The sequence below is a fragment of the Bartonella occidentalis genome, assembly GCF_037070875.1.
GTDB lineage: Bacteria > Pseudomonadota > Alphaproteobacteria > Rhizobiales > Rhizobiaceae > Bartonella.
This window is the reverse complement of record NZ_JAYMZJ010000001.1, coordinates 555,038-578,364: the sequence shown is the minus strand read 5'-3', so window position 1 is coordinate 578,364 and position 23,327 is coordinate 555,038. Positions and strand designations below refer to the sequence as shown.

At 37.2% G+C, this 23,327-nt stretch carries 20 protein-coding genes; 4 read left to right on the top strand and 16 right to left on the bottom strand.

Going from position 1 to position 23,327, the window contains the following annotated elements; translation table 11 throughout:
• Positions 1–6 precede the first annotated feature (6 nt).
• Complete coding sequence (locus WCP78_RS02385) at positions 7–1,074, top strand: SGNH/GDSL hydrolase family protein (protein WP_336278899.1); 1,068 nt, start codon at positions 7–9, stop codon at positions 1,072–1,074.
• Between the two features lie 119 nt (positions 1,075–1,193).
• Here the strand turns inward: WCP78_RS02385 and WCP78_RS02380 are convergent, their stop codons facing one another.
• Positions 1,194–3,221 carry a M3 family metallopeptidase gene (locus WCP78_RS02380; protein WP_336278898.1) on the bottom strand — a complete coding sequence of 676 codons (2,028 nt, stop codon included), beginning with the start codon at positions 3,219–3,221 and terminating at the stop codon, positions 1,194–1,196.
• A 344-nt stretch (positions 3,222–3,565) separates the two neighbouring features.
• Between WCP78_RS02380 and mgtE the strand changes: the two genes are divergently transcribed.
• From mgtE to ppa, 3 genes are all read left to right on the top strand, one after another.
• Positions 3,566–4,942, top strand: coding sequence for a magnesium transporter (gene mgtE / locus WCP78_RS02375; RefSeq protein ID WP_336278897.1), 1,377 nt, complete (start codon positions 3,566–3,568; stop codon positions 4,940–4,942).
• A 279-nt stretch (positions 4,943–5,221) separates the two neighbouring features.
• A complete protein-coding gene (typA, locus tag WCP78_RS02370; protein ID WP_336278896.1) occupies positions 5,222–7,048 on the top strand; it encodes a translational GTPase TypA in 1,827 nt (608 codons plus the stop codon).
• Positions 7,049–7,116: 68 nt separating this feature from the next.
• Complete coding sequence (gene ppa, locus WCP78_RS02365) at positions 7,117–7,641, top strand: inorganic diphosphatase (RefSeq protein WP_336278895.1); 525 nt, start codon at positions 7,117–7,119, stop codon at positions 7,639–7,641.
• Positions 7,642–7,681: 40 nt separating this feature from the next.
• Here ppa and WCP78_RS02360 read toward each other — a convergent pair whose 3' ends face one another.
• The 15 genes from WCP78_RS02360 to WCP78_RS02290 form a co-directional block, all read right to left on the bottom strand.
• Positions 7,682–8,032, bottom strand: coding sequence for a DUF167 domain-containing protein (locus tag WCP78_RS02360; protein WP_336278894.1), 351 nt, complete (start codon positions 8,030–8,032; stop codon positions 7,682–7,684).
• Between the two features lie 23 nt (positions 8,033–8,055).
• Positions 8,056–8,349 (bottom strand): YggT family protein, encoded by a 294-nt coding sequence (locus WCP78_RS02355; protein ID WP_336278893.1) that lies wholly within the window; start codon positions 8,347–8,349, stop codon positions 8,056–8,058.
• Between the two features lie 350 nt (positions 8,350–8,699).
• Positions 8,700–9,275, bottom strand: a complete 576-nt coding sequence (locus WCP78_RS02350; RefSeq protein WP_336278892.1) for an invasion associated locus B family protein — start codon at positions 9,273–9,275, stop codon at positions 8,700–8,702.
• 116 nt (positions 9,276–9,391) lie between these two features.
• Positions 9,392–9,913 (bottom strand): RNA pyrophosphohydrolase, encoded by a 522-nt coding sequence (locus WCP78_RS02345; protein ID WP_336278891.1) that lies wholly within the window; start codon positions 9,911–9,913, stop codon positions 9,392–9,394.
• A gap of 40 nt (positions 9,914–9,953) precedes the next feature.
• Complete coding sequence (locus WCP78_RS02340) at positions 9,954–11,264, bottom strand: S41 family peptidase (protein ID WP_336278890.1); 1,311 nt, start codon at positions 11,262–11,264, stop codon at positions 9,954–9,956.
• Entirely contained in the window at positions 11,254–12,546 is a 1,293-nt protein-coding gene (locus WCP78_RS02335) for a murein hydrolase activator EnvC family protein (protein ID WP_336279120.1), read from the bottom strand. Before WCP78_RS02335 ends, WCP78_RS02340 begins: the two co-directional genes overlap by 11 nt.
• 88 nt (positions 12,547–12,634) lie before the next feature.
• Positions 12,635–13,117, bottom strand: a complete 483-nt coding sequence (gene rlmH, locus WCP78_RS02330) for a 23S rRNA (pseudouridine(1915)-N(3))-methyltransferase RlmH (protein WP_336278889.1) — start codon at positions 13,115–13,117, stop codon at positions 12,635–12,637.
• Between the two features lies 1 nt (position 13,118).
• On the bottom strand, positions 13,119–13,562 hold the full coding sequence (gene rsfS / locus WCP78_RS02325; RefSeq protein ID WP_336279119.1) for a ribosome silencing factor: 444 nt from the start codon (positions 13,560–13,562) through the stop codon (positions 13,119–13,121).
• 53 nt (positions 13,563–13,615) lie between these two features.
• Entirely contained in the window at positions 13,616–14,209 is a 594-nt protein-coding gene (locus WCP78_RS02320; RefSeq protein WP_336279118.1) for a nicotinate-nucleotide adenylyltransferase, read from the bottom strand.
• Positions 14,210–14,244: 35 nt separating this feature from the next.
• Positions 14,245–15,501 carry a glutamate-5-semialdehyde dehydrogenase gene (locus tag WCP78_RS02315; RefSeq protein ID WP_336278888.1) on the bottom strand — a complete coding sequence of 419 codons (1,257 nt, stop codon included), beginning with the start codon at positions 15,499–15,501 and terminating at the stop codon, positions 14,245–14,247.
• Positions 15,502–15,545: 44 nt separating this feature from the next.
• A complete protein-coding gene (proB, locus tag WCP78_RS02310) occupies positions 15,546–16,685 on the bottom strand; it encodes a glutamate 5-kinase (RefSeq protein WP_336278887.1) in 1,140 nt (379 codons plus the stop codon).
• Positions 16,686–16,699: 14 nt separating this feature from the next.
• Entirely contained in the window at positions 16,700–17,710 is a 1,011-nt protein-coding gene (obgE, locus tag WCP78_RS02305) for a GTPase ObgE (RefSeq protein ID WP_336278886.1), read from the bottom strand.
• A gap of 174 nt (positions 17,711–17,884) precedes the next feature.
• Positions 17,885–18,613, bottom strand: a complete 729-nt coding sequence (locus tag WCP78_RS02300) for an RlmE family RNA methyltransferase (RefSeq protein WP_336278885.1) — start codon at positions 18,611–18,613, stop codon at positions 17,885–17,887.
• Between the two features lie 523 nt (positions 18,614–19,136).
• Positions 19,137–19,733, bottom strand: a complete 597-nt coding sequence (locus WCP78_RS02295; protein WP_336278884.1) for an invasion associated locus B family protein — start codon at positions 19,731–19,733, stop codon at positions 19,137–19,139.
• A gap of 1,252 nt (positions 19,734–20,985) precedes the next feature.
• On the bottom strand, positions 20,986–23,327 hold a 2,342-nt coding region (locus WCP78_RS02290; protein WP_336278883.1), incomplete at its 5' end, for a Vomp family autotransporter.

Here is a 23,327-nt window from a genome sequence, read left to right as displayed (position 1 = left end):
CGGTGTTTGTTCTATTTTCGCCCAATATACTGTATTTTCCTGCTTTGTTTTACTTCTACCCTTACTGTCATGCAGCAAAGCCCAAGCAAGGCACATAATTTCCTCGAATTGTTATTCAAACCCAAAAGACAAGAACAGCAACCACCGCACACTCTAGAACAAAAAGTGTACAGGTTACAAAAATCTACACACAAGCTAAAAGAAAAAAATGCAAAGCGCGTTCTTGTAATAGGAGATTTTACGGCTTCTTCTGTTGCTGATGCATTGAAGAAGTTTTTTAATAACAATACCATCATCATAAATAATACAATTCCTGACTCTGGATTGATCCGGACTGATTACTATTCTTGGGAAAACAACATTGCTGAACTTATTAATAATAACAGACCTAAAGCTATTATTATAATGATCGGTGCAAATGATAATCAACCAATCACAACAAACCAAGATATACTGAGCACGGATCAGCCAATATGGATGAATACCTACAAGCAAAAAATTTTCAAAATTACTGAAATCCTTCATAATTCTAGAATACCATGGATATGGGTGGGTCAACCTCCTTTTAAAAATAACAATTTAACACAAAAAATGCGCACCTTTAATAAGCTGTATAAAAATGCAACAGAAGCAGCAGAAGGGTCTTTTATTGATATTTGGGATGGTTTTATTGATGCTCAAGGTCAATTTTCTTTTTTAGGTTATAATACCAATGGAAAAACAGTAAGGCTTCGTACAAATGACGGTGTTAATTTTACTTTTGAAGGAAAGAAAAAACTTGCCTCTTACCTAGAACAAAAGTTAAAAACTATTTTAAATTTTCATTCATCATTCTATGAAAGTATAGATCTTAACAATAGTACTGCGCAATTTAAACAAGAACTAAATCATATTGAGCGTCAACCTCCAATGAGTCTCTACGACAGAGCGCAACAAAATACCCGTTTATTAGGTATAATAGATCCACACTCCATAAAAAAATCATGGCTCCCCCCAAATGGACACCAAATAGATCGAGCTGATAATTTTTCTTTCCATACTGTATGTAAAAATAGAGAGCTCAATTTAAATTAAGACGATACAATAAAAGTCTATTTTTCTATGATGATCCTGCATTGAGAACTTATTCAAATCTCACCTATAAAAAATACCATAACAGTATGGCACAAGCAGCCATACCGTTTATCTTATAATCACAATCCCCGCTTTTTAATCATTGCTTCTGGTGATGGCAATCGTCCTCGAAAAGCTTTATAAAGCTCCTCAGGATCGCGACTTCCCCCAGCAGAATAAATAAAACGCTTTAACCGATCAGCGAGTTCTGAATTAAAAACATCCCCTGTTTCTTCAAAAGCCTGAAAAGCATCTGCGTCAAGGACTTCCGACCACATATAAGAATAATAACCAGCAGCATAACTATCACCTGAAAATATATGCGTAAAATGTGAAGGACGATGACGCATGATAATTGTACTCGGCATTTGCAACTTTTCTAATTCCTGATCTTCAAATATTATTGGGTCAGTTACTTTTTCTCTTTGATGAAAAGCCATATCAATTAAAGCTGACGAGAGAAATTCAACCGCGGAAAAACCTGCGTTAAATGTTTGTACAGCCAAAAGCTTATCCATCAATGCTTGCGGCATAGGAAGCCCTGTTTTAACATGTATAGCATAAGATTTTAATACCTCTGGAACGGTTAACCAATGTTCGTAAAGTTGAGAAGGAAGTTCAACAAAATCATGCGAAACCGATGTTCCTGATACAGATGGCCATGTCACATCAGAAAGTAAACCATGTAATGCATGTCCAAATTCATGAAAAAGTGTACGTGCATCATCAAGGGATAAAAGAGCAGCCTCCCCTTTGGGTGGCTTAGCAAAATTACAAATATTGTAGATAATAGGCTTTTGGCCACCACCCAATTTGTATTGCGACTGCAATCTGCTCATCCATGCACCAGATCTCTTTGATGAACGTGCAAAATAATCACCAATAAAATACCCAAGCAAGCTTCCATCAGATTTTCTTACTTCCCACAAGCGTGCATCAGGATGCCAAAGTACAACAGCCTTTTTTTCTTCAAATGCAATCCCAAAGAGCTTTTCTGCCACGGAAAAAGCAGCCTCAATCACGCGATCAAGCTGAAAGTAATATTTAATTTCTGATTCATCGAAAGAAAACTTTTCGGTGCGCAACTTTTCAGTATAATAGCGCCAATCCCAAGCTGCTAAAGATTCATTGCTTCCCTGATTTTTTGCAAAATTTTGTAATTCAATCTGTTCGCTAGCGGCCTTAGTTTTTGCTCGTTCCCATACAGGCATAAGCAAATCCATAACTGCATCCACACTTTTCGCCATAGTATTATTATCAAGCTTTAAATCTGCAAAAGATTTATACCCTAGCAATTTAGCCTGCTCATCTCGAAGCTTAATAATTTCTACAATAATCGCTCGATTATCATTATCGTTATTATTTTCACCGCGTTTAACCCAAGCTTGGAATGCTATTTCGCGTAAATCGCGACGATGAGAAAATTTCAAAAATGGTTCCACAATTGAGCGTGCCAATGTTAATGCATACGTTTTTTCATTTCCTCTTTCACGAGCAATTTCATTCATTGAAGCAATAAGATCATCAGGTAAACCAGATAAATCCTTTTTCTCTAAAAATAAAATCCACTCAGCTTCATCCTTAAGAACATGTTGACCAAAAGTAGCACTTAGAAAGGCGAGCTTTTCATTAATTTCAGCAAGTCGTTTTTTACCTTTTTCATCAAGTTTTGCACCACTATAAATGAACTTTTTCCACCACACTTTAAGAACATGTGTCGTTTCACTGTCATACACATTTTGCTGCGACTGTTTATAGAGCACTTCTATTTTCTCAAATATCCGTGCATCCATCATAATTTTTGAAGAATAGCGAGAAAGTTTTACAACAAACTCTTGTTCTAACCGCTGAATCAATGAGTTACTATAAGCACCTGAACGCAAGAAAAATATTGAACATACGCGATCTAGAGCTTTGCCAGCAAGCTCAAAAGGCTGCAAAAAATTCTCAAGTGTTGGCGGCTCTTGTACCATTGCAATTGCCTCTATTTCTTCTTCTGCTTCCTGAAGAGCTTGTTCAAAAGCGGGCTGAAAATCATCATCACTTATTAAAGAAAAATCAGGAAGTCTTGAAAATCCTTTCCAGTCTAGCACTGCGTCTTTTGTCATAATACTAAGTCTCTCCATTAATAAAGTTTAAGGTGTAACAATGATCTTAACGGTAAACATTGATAATAATGCAAATTATCTAATAGCTTTAAAATAGTCTTTTAGATCTATATATTGATATCAGAAATGTTAAAGATGACTTTACCATGAAAGAGATAAATGAAAATCCCCATCCTTCTTAATGCATGAAATTGTTTATAGTTTGTGATTTATACTTGACTTTATTTAAATATTAACTTGAAAACATAGGTGGGAGGGATCGTGTAAGCCTTCTATAGTTTTTGGTTGATCTCATCCATATATCTGGATTTATAATTCTCCAACCCTCCGGAAGGTGCCTTATCATGACTGAAATCAAAACAGCCTTCGACTGCAAAAATTTTTCTCCTGAGGTTCTCGCTGAAGAATTAAAAAATCGGCATTTTGCCGATTCAATTGATATTATTAATGATCTCGATATTATGGAACGCGTAACTGTTCTTAGTCTTCTGCCTCTTGATTATGCTATTGAACTTTTTGATAAACCAGAGCTTGAACAACCTGCAGCTATTCTTGAACTTTTGCCTGTGAATCGCTCTGTTGAAATTCTTGACGGTATGTCCGCAGATGCTGCTGCAGATGTCTTTCAAGAGATGGATAAAGAAACCAGAACACGGCTTTATGCTTTGCTCAAGCCATTAACTCGAGCTGAGTTAAAAAAACTCACCAGTTACCCTGATCACACAGCAGGTGCATTAATGACAACGGAGTTTATAGCAGTTCCAGCAAACTGGACTGTAAAAAAAACTCTAAATCACATTCGTGCCGTAGAGCGAACACGTGAAACAGTCTATACAAGCTACGTTATTGATCCCAAAAAGGGAACTCTTCTCAAGGCTGTTTCACTTCGCAACCTTATTCTTGCCCAATCTGATGAAGAAATTCTCAACGTTCCCACGCGTGATACACCCATTACAATATCTCCCTTCACAGATCATGAAGATATTGCCCGTCTTTTCCAACGTCATGATCTTCTTTCTGTTCCAGTTGTTGATGAAAACAACCATGTCATTGGGATCGTAACCGTCGATGATGTACTTGATGCTATGGTCGATGAAATGAGTGAAGATGCCTATAAATTTGGGGGAATGGAAGCTCTTAGTAAACCATATATGCAGATCAATTTTCTTGAAATGATGAAAAAACGCGGAGGCTGGCTAGCCTTACTTTTTATCGGTGAAATGTTAACAGCCAGCGCTATGCAGTATTTCGAAACAGAGCTTGAAAAGGCTATTATCCTGACACTATTTATCCCTCTCATTATGAGCTCAGGAGGAAACTCTGGCTCACAGGCAACATCCCTTATTATCCGTGCATTAGCTTTGCGCGAGCTCACACTTAAAGATTGGTGGAAAGTTATCATTCGTGAAATTCCAACAGGGCTATCTCTTGGCCTTTTACTTGGAATGATTGGTGTTATACGTATTTTTGCCTGGCAACAGTTGGGTATCTATAACTATGGTGAACATTGGATTGCTATTTCTATGACCGTAGGCACAACTTTGGTAGGAATTGTCACATTCGGTTCTTTATCCGGCTCAATGCTTCCTTTTGTCCTTAAAGTTTTGAAATTTGATCCAGCAAGTGCCTCTGCCCCCTTTGTGGCAACCTTGGTAGATGTCATGGGCATTGTGATTTATTTTTCTGTAGCTTCTCTTATCTTATCTGGAACCTTACTGTAACAAATGAAAAAAAATGCACCTTCTACAACCTGAGATACTTTCTATTAAAAGAGAAAAAGTTGCATTATTTGTTTTCTATATGTACAGTACCAATATTGTCAAACTTTTTGAAAACCTCACTTAATTAAATTCAATAAAACACTACAAACCTTGAGGACATTTTTTCATAAAAATATTTACTCCTCTTCCAAAATTACGAAAAACGTGTAAAAGGTTTTTGAGTAGGTAAAGAAGAGATTAAAGCGCTCTATCTTAATTAGAAAGAAAAGAAGAAAATTTATGCAATTGCGTAACATTGCCATCATTGCCCATGTTGATCATGGGAAAACAACGCTCGTAGACGGACTTCTCAAACAATCAGGAAATTTCCGTGATAACCAACGTACCAGTGAGCGTATGATGGATTCGAATGATATAGAAAAAGAACGCGGAATTACAATCCTAGCAAAAGTGACATCCGTTGTTTGGAAAGATACCCGAATTAACATTGTTGATACACCAGGCCATGCTGATTTTGGTGGAGAAGTTGAACGTATTTTGAATATGGTAGACGGAGCAATTGTGCTTGTAGATGCCGCTGAAGGTCCAATGCCTCAAACAAAATTTGTTGTTGGTAAAGCACTAAAAGTAGGATTACGCCCTATTGTTGTCGTTAATAAAATTGATCGACCGGATGCACGCGCTAATGAAGTTATCAATGAAGTTTTTGATCTTTTTGCTGCTCTCGATGCCACTGATGAACAACTTGACTTTCCTATTCTTTATGGATCAGGTCGCGATGGATGGATGGCTGAAACCCCTGAAGGATCAAAGGATCAAGGATTAAGTCCTTTATTTGATCTTGTAACTCGCCATGTTTCTTCTCCTATCGTAGCGGAAGGCCCATTCCGTATGATCGGAACTATCCTTGAGGCAGATCCATTTTTGGGGCGAATTATTACAGGTCGCATTCATTCAGGCTCTATAAAACCAAACCAAAATATCAAGGTTCTTGGACAAGATGGAAAACTTTTAGAGACTGGGCGCATTTCAAAAATTTTAGCATTTCGTGGGCTAGAGCGGCAACCAATTGAAGAAAGCGCTGCTGGCGATATTGTAGCAATTGCGGGTCTACAAAAGGGTACTGTTGCTAATACTTTTTGTGACCTTGCCGTCAATGAACCACTGACTGCTCAACCAATTGATCCCCCCACTGTTACAATGAGCTTTCTTGTTAATGATAGCCCCCTTGCTGGGACTGAAGGAGATAAAGTAACAAGTCGTGTTATTCGTGACCGTTTGTTGAAAGAAGCAGAAGGTAATGTAGCTCTTAAAATTGAAGAATCGGCTGATAAAGACTCTTTCTATGTTTCCGGAAGAGGAGAATTGCAACTTGCAGTTCTTATTGAGAATATGCGCCGTGAAGGATTTGAGCTTAGTGTTTCGCGCCCACGTGTTGTTATGCAAAGCGGTGAAAATGGGATAACCCTTGAACCGATTGAGGAAGTTGTAATCGACGTTGATGAAGAATATTCTGGAACTGTCGTTCAAAAGATGTCTGAACGTAAAGGAGAAATGGTTGAACTACGCCCCTCAGGCAGCAATCGTATACGCCTTGTTTTTTATGCGCCAACCCGAGGGCTTATTGGCTACCAATCCGAACTTTTAACTGATACACGCGGCACAGCAATTATGAATCGCCTTTTTCATGCTTATGAGCCTTATAAAGGAGATATTAGCGGTCGTGTTAATGGTGTGATGATTTCAAATGATAACGGTGAGTCTGTCGCTTATGCTCTTTTTAATCTTGAAGATCGTGGACCTATGATTATTGATGCTGGCGTTAAAGTTTATCAAGGCATGATTGTTGGTATACACTCACGCGATAACGATTTGGAGGTGAATGTTTTAAAAGGGAAAAAGCTAACCAATATGCGCGCTTCCGGAAAAGATGAAGCTGTAAAATTAACTCCTCCTATCAAAATGACATTAGAACGTGCTTTATCATGGATACAAGATGATGAACTTGTAGAGGTAACTCCCCAAAGCATTCGTCTACGTAAACTCTATTTAGACCCCAATGAACGCAAGCGCTTTGAAAAAACACGCTCATCAATTTCAACCTGACTTCATAACTCCGTCGGTAAAGTCTTCCATGCTATCAGGCTGTATCATACCCTTGAAAGGATATTTGTATGAATATTAAGGAAATACCTATTGGAAAAAATCCCCCAGAAGATATCAATGTTGTTGTTGAAGTTTCTCTTGATAGTCAACCAATAAAATATGAGATGGATAAGAAATCTGGCGCGTTGTTTGTTGATCGCTTTCTTTATACATCGATGGCTTACCCTGGAAATTACGGCTTTGTACCACATACTCTTTCAGAAGATGGAGATCCGATCGATGTTCTTATCTGCAATACCCGTCCATTAATTCCTGGTTGTGTTATCAATGTTTGTCCAATCGGTGCCCTAATTATGGAAGATGATGGTGGTAAAGATGAAAAAATTATCGCTATCCCTACTCCCAAATTAACACAAAAATATATCAACATTCATGATTATACAGATCTTCCCGAAAGCACACTCAAGAAAATTGAGCATTTCTTTGAACATTATAAAGATCTTGAACCAGGGAAATGGGCTAAAATTAAAGGTTGGCGCGATAAAGATTTTGCATATGAATTAATCAAACAAGCTATTGAGCGTAATAAATAAAAGAATATAATTATCCTAATAACTAAATGAGGCCTGTTTTTTAGCAGGCTTTTGTTTTTGATTTACTTTTTTGCACAGAGTTACAATCCTCTCCTAAAGATTGTAATGTATTTTTTATCTTGTCTAAATATCCTGAAAAATGAAGTTGCTTGTGGCGGGATGTCGCTCCACTTTTTAGAAAAATGCAAGAAGAAGGAATCTTCCATTGCTTTGCTAGAAACTTAATTAATGCTTTATTTGCCTTTCCATCTTCAGGAACAGCGCGAAGTCGTATAACCAAATGCTTCTTTCCATCATCCCTACATTCAACTCCTATTATTTTATCAAGTGAGGCCTTTGGAATTAGATACACAAATAGAATCAAGCCATTAGTGTTAACTTGATAAAACATATCTATTTTCCTAATGCAACATCTCAAAAATACATACCATAATAAACACGCCACATAAAGGTATGAATAAAATAAATAGCTATAAACACTACAATAGGCGAAATATCAATCATTCCAAGATTTGGTAAAAACCGCCGGATACGCCCCAGAATTGGCTCAGTAGCTCGATAGAGAAAATTTCCTATCAAAAAAACAAAGCGATTACGCATATTCACAATATTAAATGCACAAAGCCAAGAAAAGACCGCACTCGCAACTAAAATATAAACATAAATATCCAAAATCCGATCTATCACCTGAAGCAATGCATAAATCATTTTTTATTCCTCTTTCAATCAACGGAATAGAAACCTTATTAAAAAAATGCTTCCTGAATGGGGAATTGATACTCACACACTAACATTCCTTTTTTCATAAAATAGAAAATCAAACATTTTAGTTCTTTTCCTATATTATAATCAGGCGACCACTTCCAATAGATAAATATCAGAATGAAAACAGTTCATCAAAGCAGAAGCAACAATAAACAACTTTAGAAATCTTTAAAAGTTCTTAACATCCTCCGCTCAACAATCTTGCTTCTCTTAATTTGTAAGCTCACTTCCCCAAATTGCTTTTTCAAAAAAACTAAAACGATCTAAAAGACCGTTTTAGCTTATCTTCAAAATTATTTTTGCAACGCAGTTAAACGGTTAAGTGCATTACTAAAACCATTCAACTGGACAAATAAGTCATTAAAAGCAGGTTCGTCTTGAGCAGCAATTGTCATAGATAGCTTCAGTTTTTTTCCAGCACGTAAAGCCGCTACAAAACTTTTGTCAAAAGCTACAGGAACCGCACAACCAGATGGGAAACATGTCCGAATACCAGTCTCTAGAACAGCCTTTCCTTCATCGACTTGTAAATGAACAGGTTTGGAAACCAGCATACCAAAAGGCACCGTCAAACTTCCAGATAGATTGCCATCATTATTGAGAATAACGGTCATAGCTACAACAACACGATTCTGATCATTCACTTCTTGACGGTGCATAAAACAAACTTTTTTTCCGTCCTGTATACCACAGTTAATACTCCACAAACCATAGGTCTCTACCAAAGAAGAAGCACCATTTGGTAATGTAGCTGTTGCAGATTTCGTTGCTGCAGGCTTAGTTGCTGGAGACTTTGAATCTACCGCAAATGCTACAGAAGAAATACTCAAAAAAATAGAAATTATACATAACTTAAATAATTTTTTCATTTTATATTCCAATTCTTTCAATAAAATAGAATTACTTTTATTATTCTCTTAATCACACAATGCTAAAGAATCTTATAAAAATAGCTTTCGACGATTATATAGCTTTTATATAACTCTTATAAGTCTTTAAGGCTACCTCGAAATTCGTTAACAACTTTCATATAAACTTGCTTTTTAAAAGAAATAATGATCGAGGGTAAGATTTCTAAATCAGTCCACTTCCATTGATCGAATTCTGCTGTATTACCATCTGGTGGTGGATTGATAGAAATTTCAGAAATCTCTCCCGTAAACTGAAAAGCAAACCATTTTTGCATTTGCCCGCGGTATTTATTGTTTAACACGTATCCAACAAGTTCTTGTGGAAAATCATAATGAAACCAATCTTTTGCTTCTTTAATCAATTTCACAGATCGGATACCAGTTTCTTCATAAAGTTCGCGCCGTGCTGCATCTAATGGCTTTTCATCTTCATCAATTCCCCCTTGAGGGAGCTGCCAACGATCAGACATCCTAGAGCCTACATGGGCACACGTTCTTAAACGGCGCCCAACCCAAACCTTACCTTCACAATTAAATACAAGGATTCCAACACTTTTTCGATAAGGAAGATTTTTAAGATTAATAATTTTATCCATTCAATTATCTTTCAAAAGCATAATCTGTGCAAGTCCCTCCTTATTTTAGCACATTTTTATTAGGATCTGGTGGGAATGCTGCATTCGCCATTTCACCTCGTAAAAGTTTATAAGCCTCATTTAACTGAAGATCATCCTTAGGATCCTGTGGAACAAAAGCTGCTGAACCAGATCCTTTATTATTTTCTCTTTTCCCTTTAATATGTCCTTTTAACTCAGATTCACCAAGCCTTACATCATAACCCTTATACTTTTCAGGCAATGGTTGCTCTACAGTAATATCTGGTGTAATCCCAGTTCCTTGAATTGAGGTTCCCGATGGCGTGTAGTAAAGTGCTGTTGTTAAGCGTAAAGCACCATTTTCACCCAAAGGAATAATGGTTTGAACAGATCCTTTCCCAAAAGATTGTGTCCCTAAAATTGTAGCACGACCATGATCCTGCAACGCGCCTGCAACAATCTCAGAAGCACTTGCCGAACCACCATTAATGAGCACAATGAGAGGCTTTCCGTTGATAATATCGCCTGGTTTAGCATCAAATCTCATCACATCGTTCTTTTTGCGACCGCGAGTTGATACAATTTCACCTTTATCAAGGAAAGCACTTGAAACACTCACTGCCTGATCCAAGAGACCACCAGGATTAAGCCGCAGATCAAGTACATATCCTTTTAGCTTATCTTGAGGAATTTTAGATTTAATATTTTCAATTGCAGCTTGAAGATTATCAAAAGTTTGCTCAGAAAACTGAATAAGTCTCAAATATCCAATATCGCCTTCGACACGATACTTAACCGCCTTCACCTTAATGATATCACGAACGACTTTAATTTCAATCGGCTTATCAACACCAGAACGAATAATTGTCAATGTAATTGATGTTCCAACAGCTCCTCGCATTTTATTAACAGCTTCATTTAAGGTTTGACCATTCGTCTGAACACCATCAATTTTTGAAATGAGATCCCCTGCTAAAATCCCTGCTTTTGAAGCAGGTGTATCATCCATTGGAGAAACAACTTTAATTAAATTTTTCTCCATAGTTACTTCAATACCAAGGCCTCCAAATTCTCCTTTAGTAGAATCACGCATATCCTTAGCTTCTTGAGCATTCATATAAGATGAATGTGGATCAAGCGATGTGAGCATACCATTGATAGCATTTTCAATCAGCTTTTTATCATCTGGAACCGTCACGTACTGCGCACGTACACGCTCAAAAACATCGCCAAATATGGACAGCTGCCTATAGATATCGCCTTCATTATTCGCAGCAACAGACTGCACCATAACCATTGAACTGGCGCCGAGCAATACCCCAGCGACCAAAAGAATAACTTTACGAATCATTTTGGTTCCTTCTCGATTTTCCTGTCTGCCACCAAGGAGTTGGATTTACAGATTTTCCCTTTTTCCTAAACTCAATGTAAAGTATTGGAGCGCTTTTGCCTATATCCAATGCAACACTGTTTTCAATAAATTGCATTCCCATCATACCAAGAGGCTCACCTGAAAGAACGAATTGACCTTGAGTTACACTAATCTTAGACATCCCTATAAGAATGATATGATAGCCATTTCCAACATTAAGAATAATTAACTGTCCGTAAGAACGAAATGATCCAGCAAAAGCAACAAAAGCATCAGCAGGTGCTATAACAACAGCTTCTGATTCTGTTTCAATCATTTCACCAAAGCGTGTAATATGCGAATGATTGCCAACATGTCTAATTTTTTTCCCAGAAACTGGGAAAAGTAAAGAACCTTTTCTACTTTCGAAATTGCGTTTATCTAACAATTGTAATTTTTTTCGTACCTGTACTAATGTACTAGAGCTGAGCTGTGACTGACGATCAAGTTCTAAAATCAATTCTTCTAAGGAATGAGCTTTTTTAGCAAGAGCAATATTTTTTTGTCGCTGCGCTATAAGTTCTTCTTCTGATGTTTTTTGTAATTTGGCTTTTTGGGTTAATAAAAGTTCCAAATGTTTTCTCTGCTCCGCTTGATTTTGCATTTTAATTTTTAGAGCTGAATATTCTGTTACAATTGAGTCTTTTAAGTTGGTTAATTCTTTAAGGTTTTCTGTCAAAACCCGTGTTTTCTCCTGCATCTTAAAAGTAATGTCTCCTAATAAAACAGAACTACGTACAGAAGCTAACACATCCTCAGGTCGTACCATAAGAGCAGGAGGTGGATTTAATCCAATACGTTCTAAAATGGCAAGAATTTCTACAAATCTCGCTCGACGATTTTTTAAATTCTGGCGAATTTGTGTCTGTTTCTTTATCATTTTTTCAAGTTTTTCTTCTTTCTCAGCAATTTCATTCGCTATGATACGTTCAGCTTTAGCAACTTTTATTAACGCATCGGTTAAAACATATTGATCTTTTTTTAAACGTTCAACTTGATTAGTGAGAAAAGCAACACGCTCACGCGAAACAGAAATATTTTGGCGAATTTCTACCAGCGCTTTATGTGTTTCTACACTCTCCGCTGTGTCTTCAGCATAAGACGCAGATGATAAAAGCCCCATGCTCAATAGCAGTAGTACGATGACAAGCACCACGTATTCCCCATATAAACATCGCATCTTTTTATGAAGAAGCTTCTTCATCGTCCAACCATTAAGCATAATCACATAAACTAGAGATTCCTTAAATGATGTCACCTAAAACAATATTAATAGTGCATAAATAAGCAGTAAAAATTGCACAAAAATGTTAAACACGATGATAAGGATGATTATTTACAATAGTTACAGCTCGGTAAAGCTGTTCTGTAAGCAATATACGCGCAATTTGGTGCGGCCACGTCATAAAACCAAAAGACAAAAGAAAATCAGCACGACTTCTTATCTGTTCATTATGCCCATCAGCTCCACCTAACGCAATTATTACATCACGAACACATTCATCACGATAAAATATCAACTTTTCAGTAAAAGCAGATGATGAAATAGATTTTCCACGTTCATCCAACACAATTAATCGACACTTTTCAGGCAAAAATTCAATAAGTTTCCTCCCTTCTTCTTCCATACGCTGACATGCTGTTTGAGCACGGCTTTCTGGTATTTCCTGTAGTGTTTTAAAATGGAAACCAACAGCTCCAGAACTTTTAGAAAAACGATCTAAATAATGGTTAACCAATTCGCGCTCAGCTCCTGTCTTCATGCGACCAACAGCAAAAATAGAAATTTGCATGTCAATGATCTCCGAAAAGAACCGACTGTGTATTGTTTAAACCCGGAGTGAGCCAGATTTTTTCTAAATTATAAAAGAGACGAATTTCTGGACGAAAAAGATGAACGATAATATCGCCTGTATCAATCAATACCCAATCACCCTCAGAAAGTCCTTCTATACGTGCTCGACCACATCCATTATTTTTCCAAGTAGACAATAGATAAGCAGCAATAGCAGAGATATGGCGCTGTGAATGCGCCGAAGCTATGACCACGTAATCAGCTAAAGACGACTTACCCTGAATATCAATGGAAACAATATCTTCCGCTTTTGTATCCTCTAAGCTCTTTAAAATAATTTCCAACCTTTCAGCTATCGAAAAGATTTTTTTTTCTGCTGAAAGTGCAATATTATGAGGTCGTTTTTGTGGGGAGTTTTCCAGACCAATATCCTTTCTTGTTATTTGAAATGTAGAAAAAACTTTTTCGAAGAAAGAAGCAAAATCTTATAAAATATTCAAGAAAAATTATTCTCTTTTAAGCGAAGATTTGTTGAAGATTGAAAAGACAAAGGTTCATGCAAATAAGTCCAAACTGGTGGTTTTATAAAAGGTAATCGTATACTTTCTTTTTCATTCAAACGAAAGCGGCGATAAATGGATGCCATAGGAGAAGAGAGCGCTGGTATCCCTACCAAAGGTCGATCGACAACCGCAATAGGAAGCATCGATACAATATCATGCCACCGACACCAATGATGAATTGTTGCAAGACTGTCCGCCCCCATAACCCATACAAAACGCACTCCACTGTAACGGGAAAGAATATAAGAGATTGTATCGACTGATGTTGTACTGCCTATGGTCTGCTCAAAACCGGTTACGCGAATCTTTGGATGATCAATAAGTTCAAAACTTAATCTCATTCTTTCATCTAAAGATGGTAAATGTATCCAATCTTTTAAAGGATTCCCAGGAGTTACCATCCACCATAACTGATCAAGATATAAACGCCGGATTGCAACTTTTGCAACCATAAGGTGCCCCAGATGCGGCGGATTAAAAGATCCACCGAAGAGACCCACGACACTAGATCTTTCAACATGCGGCATGCGGCTCTTCCACATCCACGGGAAACCTGTCTTTTTCAAGGTCTGACCTGCCCATTTCCTCTAATATGATACTGAAATGATGTCAACTGCTCAACACCTATAGGGCCGCGCGCATGCATTTTTCCTGTTGCGATACCCATTTCTGCTCCAAAACCAAATTCACCTCCATCAGCAAATTGTGTAGACGCATTATGAAGTAAAATAGCCGAATCTAAACGATTAAAAAATATCTTCACCACTTTCATATCCTCAGCGATAATCGATTCAGTATGTCCAGATGAATAACGTTCAATATGCGCAATGGCTCCCTCAATACCATCAACTGTTTTTACCGAAAGAATTGCATCAAGATATTCACATGCCCAATCTTCTTCAGATGCTAATTTAATATTTGGCATAAGAAAAAAGATATCTTCTGTTCCACGAATTTCACACCCATTTTCCTGCAAAGCAATCAAAACAGGAATAAACTTTTTTAATGCCTGACGGTCAATTAAAACTGTCTCAACGGCACCGCACACACCTGTCCGCCGTAATTTTGCATTCAAAACAATATCCCGCGCCATACCTAAATCTGCTGAGCAATCAATATAAATATGGCACAACCCCTCTAAATGTGCAAAAGTAGGAACACGTGCATCAGACTGAACACGTGCAACAAGGTTTTTCCCCCCACGGGGGATGATAACATCAATCGTACCATCCAACCCCTTAAGCATTTCTCCAACAGCACCCCGATCTGTCGTTTCAACCATTTGAATAGCATCTTTAGGAAAACCAACCTTCTCCAACCCTGTTACTAACGCTGAATGAAGCGCATGTGCAGAGTAAAAACTATCTGAACCACCACGTAAAATTGCGGCATTTCCAGCTTTTAAACATAAAGCACTTGCATCAATTGTAACATTTGGTCGGCTTTCATAAATGATCCCAATTACCCCAAGAGGTGTACGAACACGACTGATATGAAGTCCGTTAGGACGCGTCCATTCGCTCATTACCTGCCCAACAGGATCAGGTAAGTCAGAAATTTGGCGAACACTATCAATGATTGCACACAAACGTACTTCATCCAACTTGAGTCGATCGATCATCGCTGCTTTCAAATTATTTTGAACAGCCTTTTCTAAATCCTGACGATTAGCCTCTAAAATTTTAGAGGACTGATCCTCTAGACTCAAAGCTATCATTTTCAGTGCTTCGTTCTTTTGTTCAGAAGAAACTACAGCAAGTTCTGAAGCGGCATGACGTGCTTTCCTCCCCATGTTCTTCATCTGTTCTTCTAAAGTCATATAATCATTAACTCCGCTAAATAATAATAAGATAAAATAACTTCTTAAGAAACATCCGTTAGACAGTGAAAAACCATATCATTACGGTGCACCATAGCAGAACGTGCTTCATACCCAAGGATAGGTTCAATTTCTTCACTTTTACGCCCCATAATGCGCACAGCTTCATCTTTACCATAACTTACAAGTCCACGAGCAATTTCGATCCCATTTTCATCAACAATTGCAACCGTATCTCCACGATGAAATACTCCATCAACAGCTATAACTCCTGCAGCTAATAATGATTTTCCAGCTTTAAGAGCCTTAACAGCTCCTTGATCAATCGTTAAAATACCAGATGGATCTAAATGACCGGAAATCCAAACTTTCCAAGCATTAACAGGCTTTTCACTAGCAGCAAAAAAACTCCTGCGCTCCCCTCTATCAAGTGCAGCAAGGGGGTTCATACGCTTGCCTGAGGTAATAACCATAGCTGTTCCAGCTGAATTCGCAATTTTTCCAGCATCAAGCTTGGTCTTCATTCCTCCTCGAGAAAACTCTGAAGAAGCAACATCTGCCATTTTTTCAATATCATTTGTGATTGATACAATAAAGGGTATAAACTCAGCTGTTGGATCACGATGAGGAGACTTCGTATAAAGACCATCAACATCTGATAACAGTATCAAAAGATCTGCTCCCATCATCGTTGCCACACGCGCTGCTAAACGATCATTATCACCATAACGAATTTCACTTGTCGCAACAGTATCATTTTCATTAATAACCGGCACTGCTCCAAAACGTAAAAGGACATTAATCGTAGCACGTGCATTGAGATAACGCCGTCGCTCTTCCGTATCAAATAGAGTAAGCAAAATCTGACCAGTTTTTAGTCCATATTTGGATAATGCATCGCCATATGTTTTCGCTAACTCAACTTGTCCTAAAGCAGCACACGCCTGACTCTCTTCCAATTTCAAAGAACCCTTAGGAAGTTGTAACAATGTTCTCCCTAAAGCAATTGCTCCAGAAGACACCAATAAAACTTCAACACCACTTTGATGCAACTCAGCAATATCATCGACCAAACTATTAAGCCATTCGGTTCGCAAACCTGTCTGAGGATCAACCAAAAGTGTGGATCCAACTTTTATAACAATGCGTTTATAATGTACAAGTTTTTGCAATCCAACCATCATCTTACTCAATCCTGTTATTCATCGATATCCCCTTTGCATGCTATTTCAATAATGTGCGCACCAGCACGCAGCACATTTTCTAAACCTTCGCGATTGACAGCAGAAAACATCATAACAGATTTACCAGTTACTTTTTTCAATACCTCTTGTTTAGCCTTACACTCTTCAACAGTAAGAGTATCTACTTGACTTAAAGCGACAATTTCAATCTTTTCACTTAGATTATGTCCATATGCATTAAGTTCATTACGAACAATTCGATATGCATTTGCCACATCTTTTTCTTGAGCAGAAATTAAATGAAATAAAACACGGCAACGCTCGGCATGTCCTAAAAAACGATCTCCAATCCCCACGCCTTCATGTGCACCTTCAATTAAGCCAGGAATATCGGCAAGAACAAACTCATGGGAATCAATGCGTGCAACTCCAAGATGAGGATGCAAAGTCGTAAAAGGATAATCTGCAATTTTGGGTTTTGCAGCTGTTACTGATGCTAAAAAGGTTGACTTTCCAGCATTCGGTAAACCAATAATTCCTCCATCAGCAATTAACTTCAAGCGCAGCCACAGCGTACGCTCTTCCCCAGCTAAACCCGGATTTGTACGGCGAGGTGCTCGATTTGTAGATGTCGTAAAGTGAAGATTTCCAAAACCTCCATTACCTCCTTTGGCAAGGCGATAACGTTGCCCAACCTCCGTCAAATCACAGATTAACGTTCTATTATCTTCTTCAAAAATCTGTGTCCCAACCGGCACTTTAAGGATGATATCAGCACCCTTTTCACCCGTCATATTACGCCCCTTACCGTTCTCTCCTGCTTTTGCTCTAAAATGCTGCTGGTAGCGATAATCAATCAGTGTATTAAGTCCATCAACAACGAGTGCCCAAACATCACCACCACGTCCTCCATTACCTCCATCTGGACCCCCAAATTCAAGGAATTTTTCACGACGAAATGATACTGCTCCCGCCCCTCCATTGCCAGAACGAATATAAACTTTAGCTTGATCAAGAAATTTCATGGAAACACCCGCTGAGGAATCAATTCCTTACCTCTATAGGCAACTTATTCATTTTACCAGTTTTTCATCATCTACAAAAGAAAAACTGTAAATGATATCACTCATAATTGCTTAGAAATATCTGCATGTTTAAGTGTATAAGTAAACGAAAGCCTTTTTAAAAGAAGAAACTATTTATTTATTGGATTTTGTTTTACCCTTAAACTTAAGAGCTAAAAGATAAAGCTCAACTGATTCTGTTCGACTTGCAGGTGGCTTAACATGGTAAACTGTTGCAAAATGCTGTTTCAATGTAGTGAGAAGAGCGTTCTGTGTACCTCCTTGAAAAGTTTTTGTTAAAAAATGTCCTCCAGGCTTGAGAACAGAAAGAGCAAAATCAGCGGCAACTTCACATAAATATGTTGTCTTTAAATGATCTGTCTGACGGTGACCTGTTGTCGGTGCAGCCATGTCAGAAAGAATTACATCTGGCTTTTTCCCTAAAGCATCAATTAATTTCTGCGGTGCCTCTGCACACAAAAAATCCATTTTTAACACTTCAACTCCAGGCAACGGATCAACATGCAAATAATCAATCCCAACCACATTAGGCTTTTGACTGCTTACCCCTACTATACGTGCAGCCACTTGACACCACCCTCCAGGTGCAGCTCCAAGATCAATAACTTTCTGTCCTTTTTTGAGAAATTTATAACGCTCATTAATTTCGATCAGTTTATAAGCAGAACGCGAACGATAACCATCCACTTTTGACTGATGGACATAGGGATCATTTAGATGCCTCTCTAACCACCGACGCGATGATGCTTTAATGCTCCCTGCTTTTTTCTTTACACGCTGGTATAATTCATTCGATCCTGAACCGCCATATCCACCAGTTAACACTTTTGTTGTTTTTTTCATAGTTATTATTCTTCTCTCCGTATTCTGACAGCTGCTAGCGCTTAAAGCTTCTCCCCTTGCTATAATAATAGAGCAAATTTATCAGCTTCATCCACTTTTATCTCAACCCAAAACTAGGAGCTCTTAACCGTTGGCTGGATTACGTCTTAAGTAACTTTTTACACCATATAGCCAGCTCAAGATAAATCTACTTTCTCTTGCTCTGTACTAAAAAATGATTACTCGTTTTTATATCCCATCATAATAACCCTTTCGTTATGAAAGTAATGATAGCAACCTTTATTCAATATATCACCAAAAGATGCGAATATCCAATTTATAATCTAGAAAAATATTTCAGATCATTACTGTTCTGAATCAGAATATAAATTATCTAAAAATAAATACGTCTTGTGATATCTCTACTCAACTTTTTACCAAAACAAAATTATAATAACCCGCTTATATAGAATAGATAAAACTATAAATTGATAGAATATTTGATATTACAAAATAGTAGTTTTGCTAAAATTTCCTATACACCTTATCGTTGTAAAGATTGAACTGCTGCGCTAAGCCCTTTAAGTGGTACAGTAAAAGACAATAATTTTCCGCCTTTAACTTTATAGGCAATACGTATACTTTTATTCTGCTCTATTTGTTCCCTTAAAATCGATCCCATAGATAATTGTGCTAAACAAACCTTCTGATTACACTGTGTATAACGAATGAGAATAGGTTTTTTAACACCATCTATAAACATTTTAATAGGTACACTTTTATCAACTTTTGGCAACGTCCGAAAAAGCATCACAGCTTGACCACTTTTCGTAGAAACAAGAGACCAACTAAAAATAGTATGATCCTCTTGGTCATGAATCGCTTGTGTAACATTACATATACCCTGATGAAGCGATTTTTTTTCATCGCAAATCAAGGTCCAATTATAAAATTGAGTAATAATTCGACGCGTTTCACCAGGAGCTCCTCTAGGAACAGATAACCGTGGTGGATGCACCGTATAAATACTGTTCTTTGTATCAGCAAAGCTTCCATTTTCGCATAATAAGACAAAAATAAATAGAACTTTTGCTAAAATATTTTTATTTTTTATAATTTTACTAATTTTTTTTGTTGTCATTTTAAATTTCAGGATGATCTCCACTCCCACAACACCCTAATTATTGTATATTCTACCACCTAATAATCATGCAATTGATCGCTATTTACTATTTATTTTAGACCTAATTTAATATAATGATGATCGTCTTATATTGGGTAATATTTCTTAATCATTTATTATGACAGTATAACATAGTTTTGTATGTTCATTCCAATTTTAATCATTAGACAATACATTCTTTCAATATTACCTATACAATTAATACAACCCATTTATACATCATCTCTTTATTGATAGCATTATAGTTCTTTTTTCACAAAAATAATCATATTATTATTGAATTTTAACCTCTTAAATTTTAAGAAATTCATTGCTGATTATATCTGATGCTCCCTACTAAATATGTAACAAGCACATTGCTCGTCAAACACAACTATAAATCATTCATGAGCTAGTACAAACTTTCAAAAAGTATTCTAGCCTTATGCTTTTTTATCTTTCGATTTTTATGATCAATATAATCAGTTGTCATTTTCAAACCATCAATCATTATTAAACTATTGTACTCAAGATATCACTTCCTCTTTTTACACCATTTAGTGTAACAGTTTCCTTCTAGATATATCTTCACTGTATTATCTTGATCGGCTTTTGTAAAAAACATTGTCTAAAATCATGCATCTAAAGCGCTGACTCTTAGTGTAATATTCATACTTAATACTTTAAATAAACAACTTCCTGAATAAACTGATATCAAGAAATATATCTATATCACTACCATAGTCGTCATAAGGTAATACTCTGCAAACAAACTACAGAAATTTATGAATTATTTTTCTAAACTTTCTAAAGACTCGGGAAACTCAATAAACTGTAACCATCTCCATAATATAATATATATACACCAAAAGTAGAAAATACACTATACGACATCACATGTAAAAAACATTCATTTATGTGAAAGAAAGTGTACTTTCCAACTTCTGTGTATACCCTAAGTACAGCAGAAACTTATAGCTCGCCGATAATAGATCTGACATGATTTTTATCTTGTATTTTAATCTCTAAAAATATGAATGAAATAACAAGAATTAAAAATAAAATTTTTTTAGCTTTATAAAAATAAATGATAATAAAACAGCTTTTTTACGAGAAGCATGGAACTTCTATTATATTTATTCATTATACTTGCATGCATAGCTTTTAAAAAAATCTACTTGCCCTCACCTCAATTAAGGTAAGGACAAGTAAGGAGTTTCGGAGTTTTATATCAATTTAATGTAAAAGTGATTCCTACACCCACACCAAAATGACCACCTGCACTAGTTACTGATAAGTTAGAACGGATACTTCCATCTTCAGATGTATAACCAGCACCAACAGCAAAGGCAGATTGGCTACGCCATATACCACTACCTAATGAGACACTAAGCTTTCCTGGCGTATCATCATAACGTAAGTTAGATACTGCCAAGCCAATGGCCGCAGCCTGTCTTGCTTCTTTCCGAACACTTTCAATACCATAATTTAACGCTTCAAACTTCATATCTGTATATTGTCTAGCCTCATTAAGAGTATCAAGGACGATATTATTGAATCGTTCATCTGTGTATTTTTTAGCATCATCAAGAACAATGCTTATCTGTTGTTTTGTATAATCATATAGCTGACCACCATTGACGGCTTCTTTTGAACCTTCTTCAACTTCACCATTAGCTACATTATCAATTAACACTGGATCACTTTCGTCTCCACCAACTAAAGTAATAGTATTGGTCTTATTCCCAGATGCATCCTGATCATAGCTAATAACACCATCTTTGATTGTACTTTCAATATTATCTACTTTCTTTTCGACTGCTGTCACCTTCTCGTTTGTTTCCCAAAGCTGTCCCCCATTCACTACATCGGTAGAATCTTGTGCAATTTCACCAGCAGCTACATTGGTAATCTTGTTTGACTCCCCATTATAGCCAGCATCATATGCGCCTTTTTCTTCATTCCAATTTAGACTATTAGACGGTGCCTTGTTTTCAATACCATCAATACGATCATTGAGATTAGACATGCTATCATTAACAGCCTCAAAAGCATCAGAAACAGTATTATAGCTCTTCTTTTCAATAGAACGATTATTGCTAGAGAATTGCGCAATATTGAATTCTGGAGCAATCCACTGTCCATCCTGATACCCAGAACCACCTCCTAAATACGCAGCAAATGCATTGCCCATTAAGTAGAGCTGGTTTCCTGTCACGGCCTCGGTTGAACCTTTTGAAATATCTCCATCCATAAGAAACTTAAGTTTACTTTTTTCTCTTATATCTCCTGTTCCATGAAGGGCAACAAACGCTTTATCATCGTCGCTCCATAACAAAGAATTCTGATCAATGTTGTTAAAAACTTCACTACGAAGATTCGTAAGCGAATTGCTTACACCTGCAAACGCAGTTGCAACATTTGTATAGCTCCCCTCTTCAGAAGTACCATCATCATTGAATTTTACAACTTTGAAATTTGGATTAACCCAATTGCCATTTTCATACTGAGCACCGCCACCAAAATACGTAGCAAGCGTATTACTCATTGAATAGAGCTGAGCACCATTAACGGCTTCTGTAGATCCTGCTGAAAGAGCGCCTGCCTTCACACCAGAGATACTACGCGATACACCATCAACGTTTGCAACTGTAATTGCTGTACCACCAGTTTCTGAACCAATCTTGATTGGGTCGCTTGTATCACTTTGCTTAACAAGGCTATTTTTATTCACATTGGTAATTGCAGTAGTAAATTCATTCTTAATATTCGTGAAAGAATTGCTTACTCCTGTCAATGCATCTGCAACAGTGTTATAATTTCCCTCCGTTGCATTTCCTTCAGCATCAAATTTTACAACTTTAAATACTGGAGCTGTCCATTTTCCATTCTCATACTGAGCACCACCACCAAAATATTTAGCGAGTGTTTGATTCATCGAGTAGAGCTGAGCACCATTAACGGCTTCTGTAGATTCTTCTGCAACAGATCCTGCCTTCACACCAGAGATACTACGCGACATACCATTACTGTTTGCAACTGTAATTGCTGTACCACCAGTTTCTGAACCAACCTTGATAGAACTAGTCACGTCATTTTGCTTAACAAGAAGCGCGTCTTCCACATCGTTAATCTTACCATCAAGACCTTTGAAAGTATTATTAACTCCATCAAAAGCGCTAGCAACATTACTGTAACTCTGTGTTCCACCGGTTAACCCACGGGATTTAAATTCTGCAACCTTAAACTCCGGCGCTATCCATTGCTCATCCTTATACTGAGCACCACCACCAAAGTATTTAGCGAGTGTATTACTCATTGAATAAAGCTGAGCACCATTAACAGCTTCTGTAGATTCTTCTGCAACAGATCCTGCCTTCACACCAGAGATACTACGCAATGCACCATCAACGTTTGCAACTGTAATTGCTGTACCACCAGTTTCCGAACCAATCTTGATAGAACCAGTCGTGTCATTTTGCTTAACAAGGCTATCGTTCTTCATATTAGTAATTTCACTGGTAAGTTTATCATTAATATTTGTGAAAGATTTGCCTACTCCTGTAAATGCTT

Bases quoted from the DNA above. Each gene is read 5' to 3' on its own strand.
- WCP78_RS02335 (WP_336279120.1), bottom strand. From the start codon at position 12,546: ATGCTTAATGGTTGGACGATGAAGAAGCTTCTTCATAAAAAGATGCGA.
- ppa (WP_336278895.1), top strand. From the start codon at position 7,117: ATGAATATTAAGGAAATACCTATTGGAAAAAATCCCCCAGAAGATATC.
- WCP78_RS02300 (WP_336278885.1), bottom strand. From the start codon at position 18,613: ATGAAAAAAACAACAAAAGTGTTAACTGGTGGATATGGCGGTTCAGGA.
- WCP78_RS02360 (WP_336278894.1), bottom strand. From the start codon at position 8,032: ATGTTTTATCAAGTTAACACTAATGGCTTGATTCTATTTGTGTATCTA.
- rlmH (WP_336278889.1), bottom strand. From the start codon at position 13,117: ATGCAAATTTCTATTTTTGCTGTTGGTCGCATGAAGACAGGAGCTGAG.
- WCP78_RS02315 (WP_336278888.1), bottom strand. From the start codon at position 15,501: ATGACTTTAGAAGAACAGATGAAGAACATGGGGAGGAAAGCACGTCAT.
- WCP78_RS02320 (WP_336279118.1), bottom strand. From the start codon at position 14,209: ATGCCGCATGTTGAAAGATCTAGTGTCGTGGGTCTCTTCGGTGGATCT.
- obgE (WP_336278886.1), bottom strand. From the start codon at position 17,710: ATGAAATTTCTTGATCAAGCTAAAGTTTATATTCGTTCTGGCAATGGA.
- WCP78_RS02295 (WP_336278884.1), bottom strand. From the start codon at position 19,733: ATGACAACAAAAAAAATTAGTAAAATTATAAAAAATAAAAATATTTTA.
- WCP78_RS02340 (WP_336278890.1), bottom strand. From the start codon at position 11,264: ATGATTCGTAAAGTTATTCTTTTGGTCGCTGGGGTATTGCTCGGCGCC.
- proB (WP_336278887.1), bottom strand. From the start codon at position 16,685: ATGATGGTTGGATTGCAAAAACTTGTACATTATAAACGCATTGTTATA.
- WCP78_RS02380 (WP_336278898.1), bottom strand. From the start codon at position 3,221: ATGACAAAAGACGCAGTGCTAGACTGGAAAGGATTTTCAAGACTTCCT.
- typA (WP_336278896.1), top strand. From the start codon at position 5,222: ATGCAATTGCGTAACATTGCCATCATTGCCCATGTTGATCATGGGAAA.
- mgtE (WP_336278897.1), top strand. From the start codon at position 3,566: ATGACTGAAATCAAAACAGCCTTCGACTGCAAAAATTTTTCTCCTGAG.
- WCP78_RS02350 (WP_336278892.1), bottom strand. From the start codon at position 9,275: ATGAAAAAATTATTTAAGTTATGTATAATTTCTATTTTTTTGAGTATT.
- WCP78_RS02355 (WP_336278893.1), bottom strand. From the start codon at position 8,349: ATGATTTATGCATTGCTTCAGGTGATAGATCGGATTTTGGATATTTAT.
- WCP78_RS02345 (WP_336278891.1), bottom strand. From the start codon at position 9,913: ATGGATAAAATTATTAATCTTAAAAATCTTCCTTATCGAAAAAGTGTT.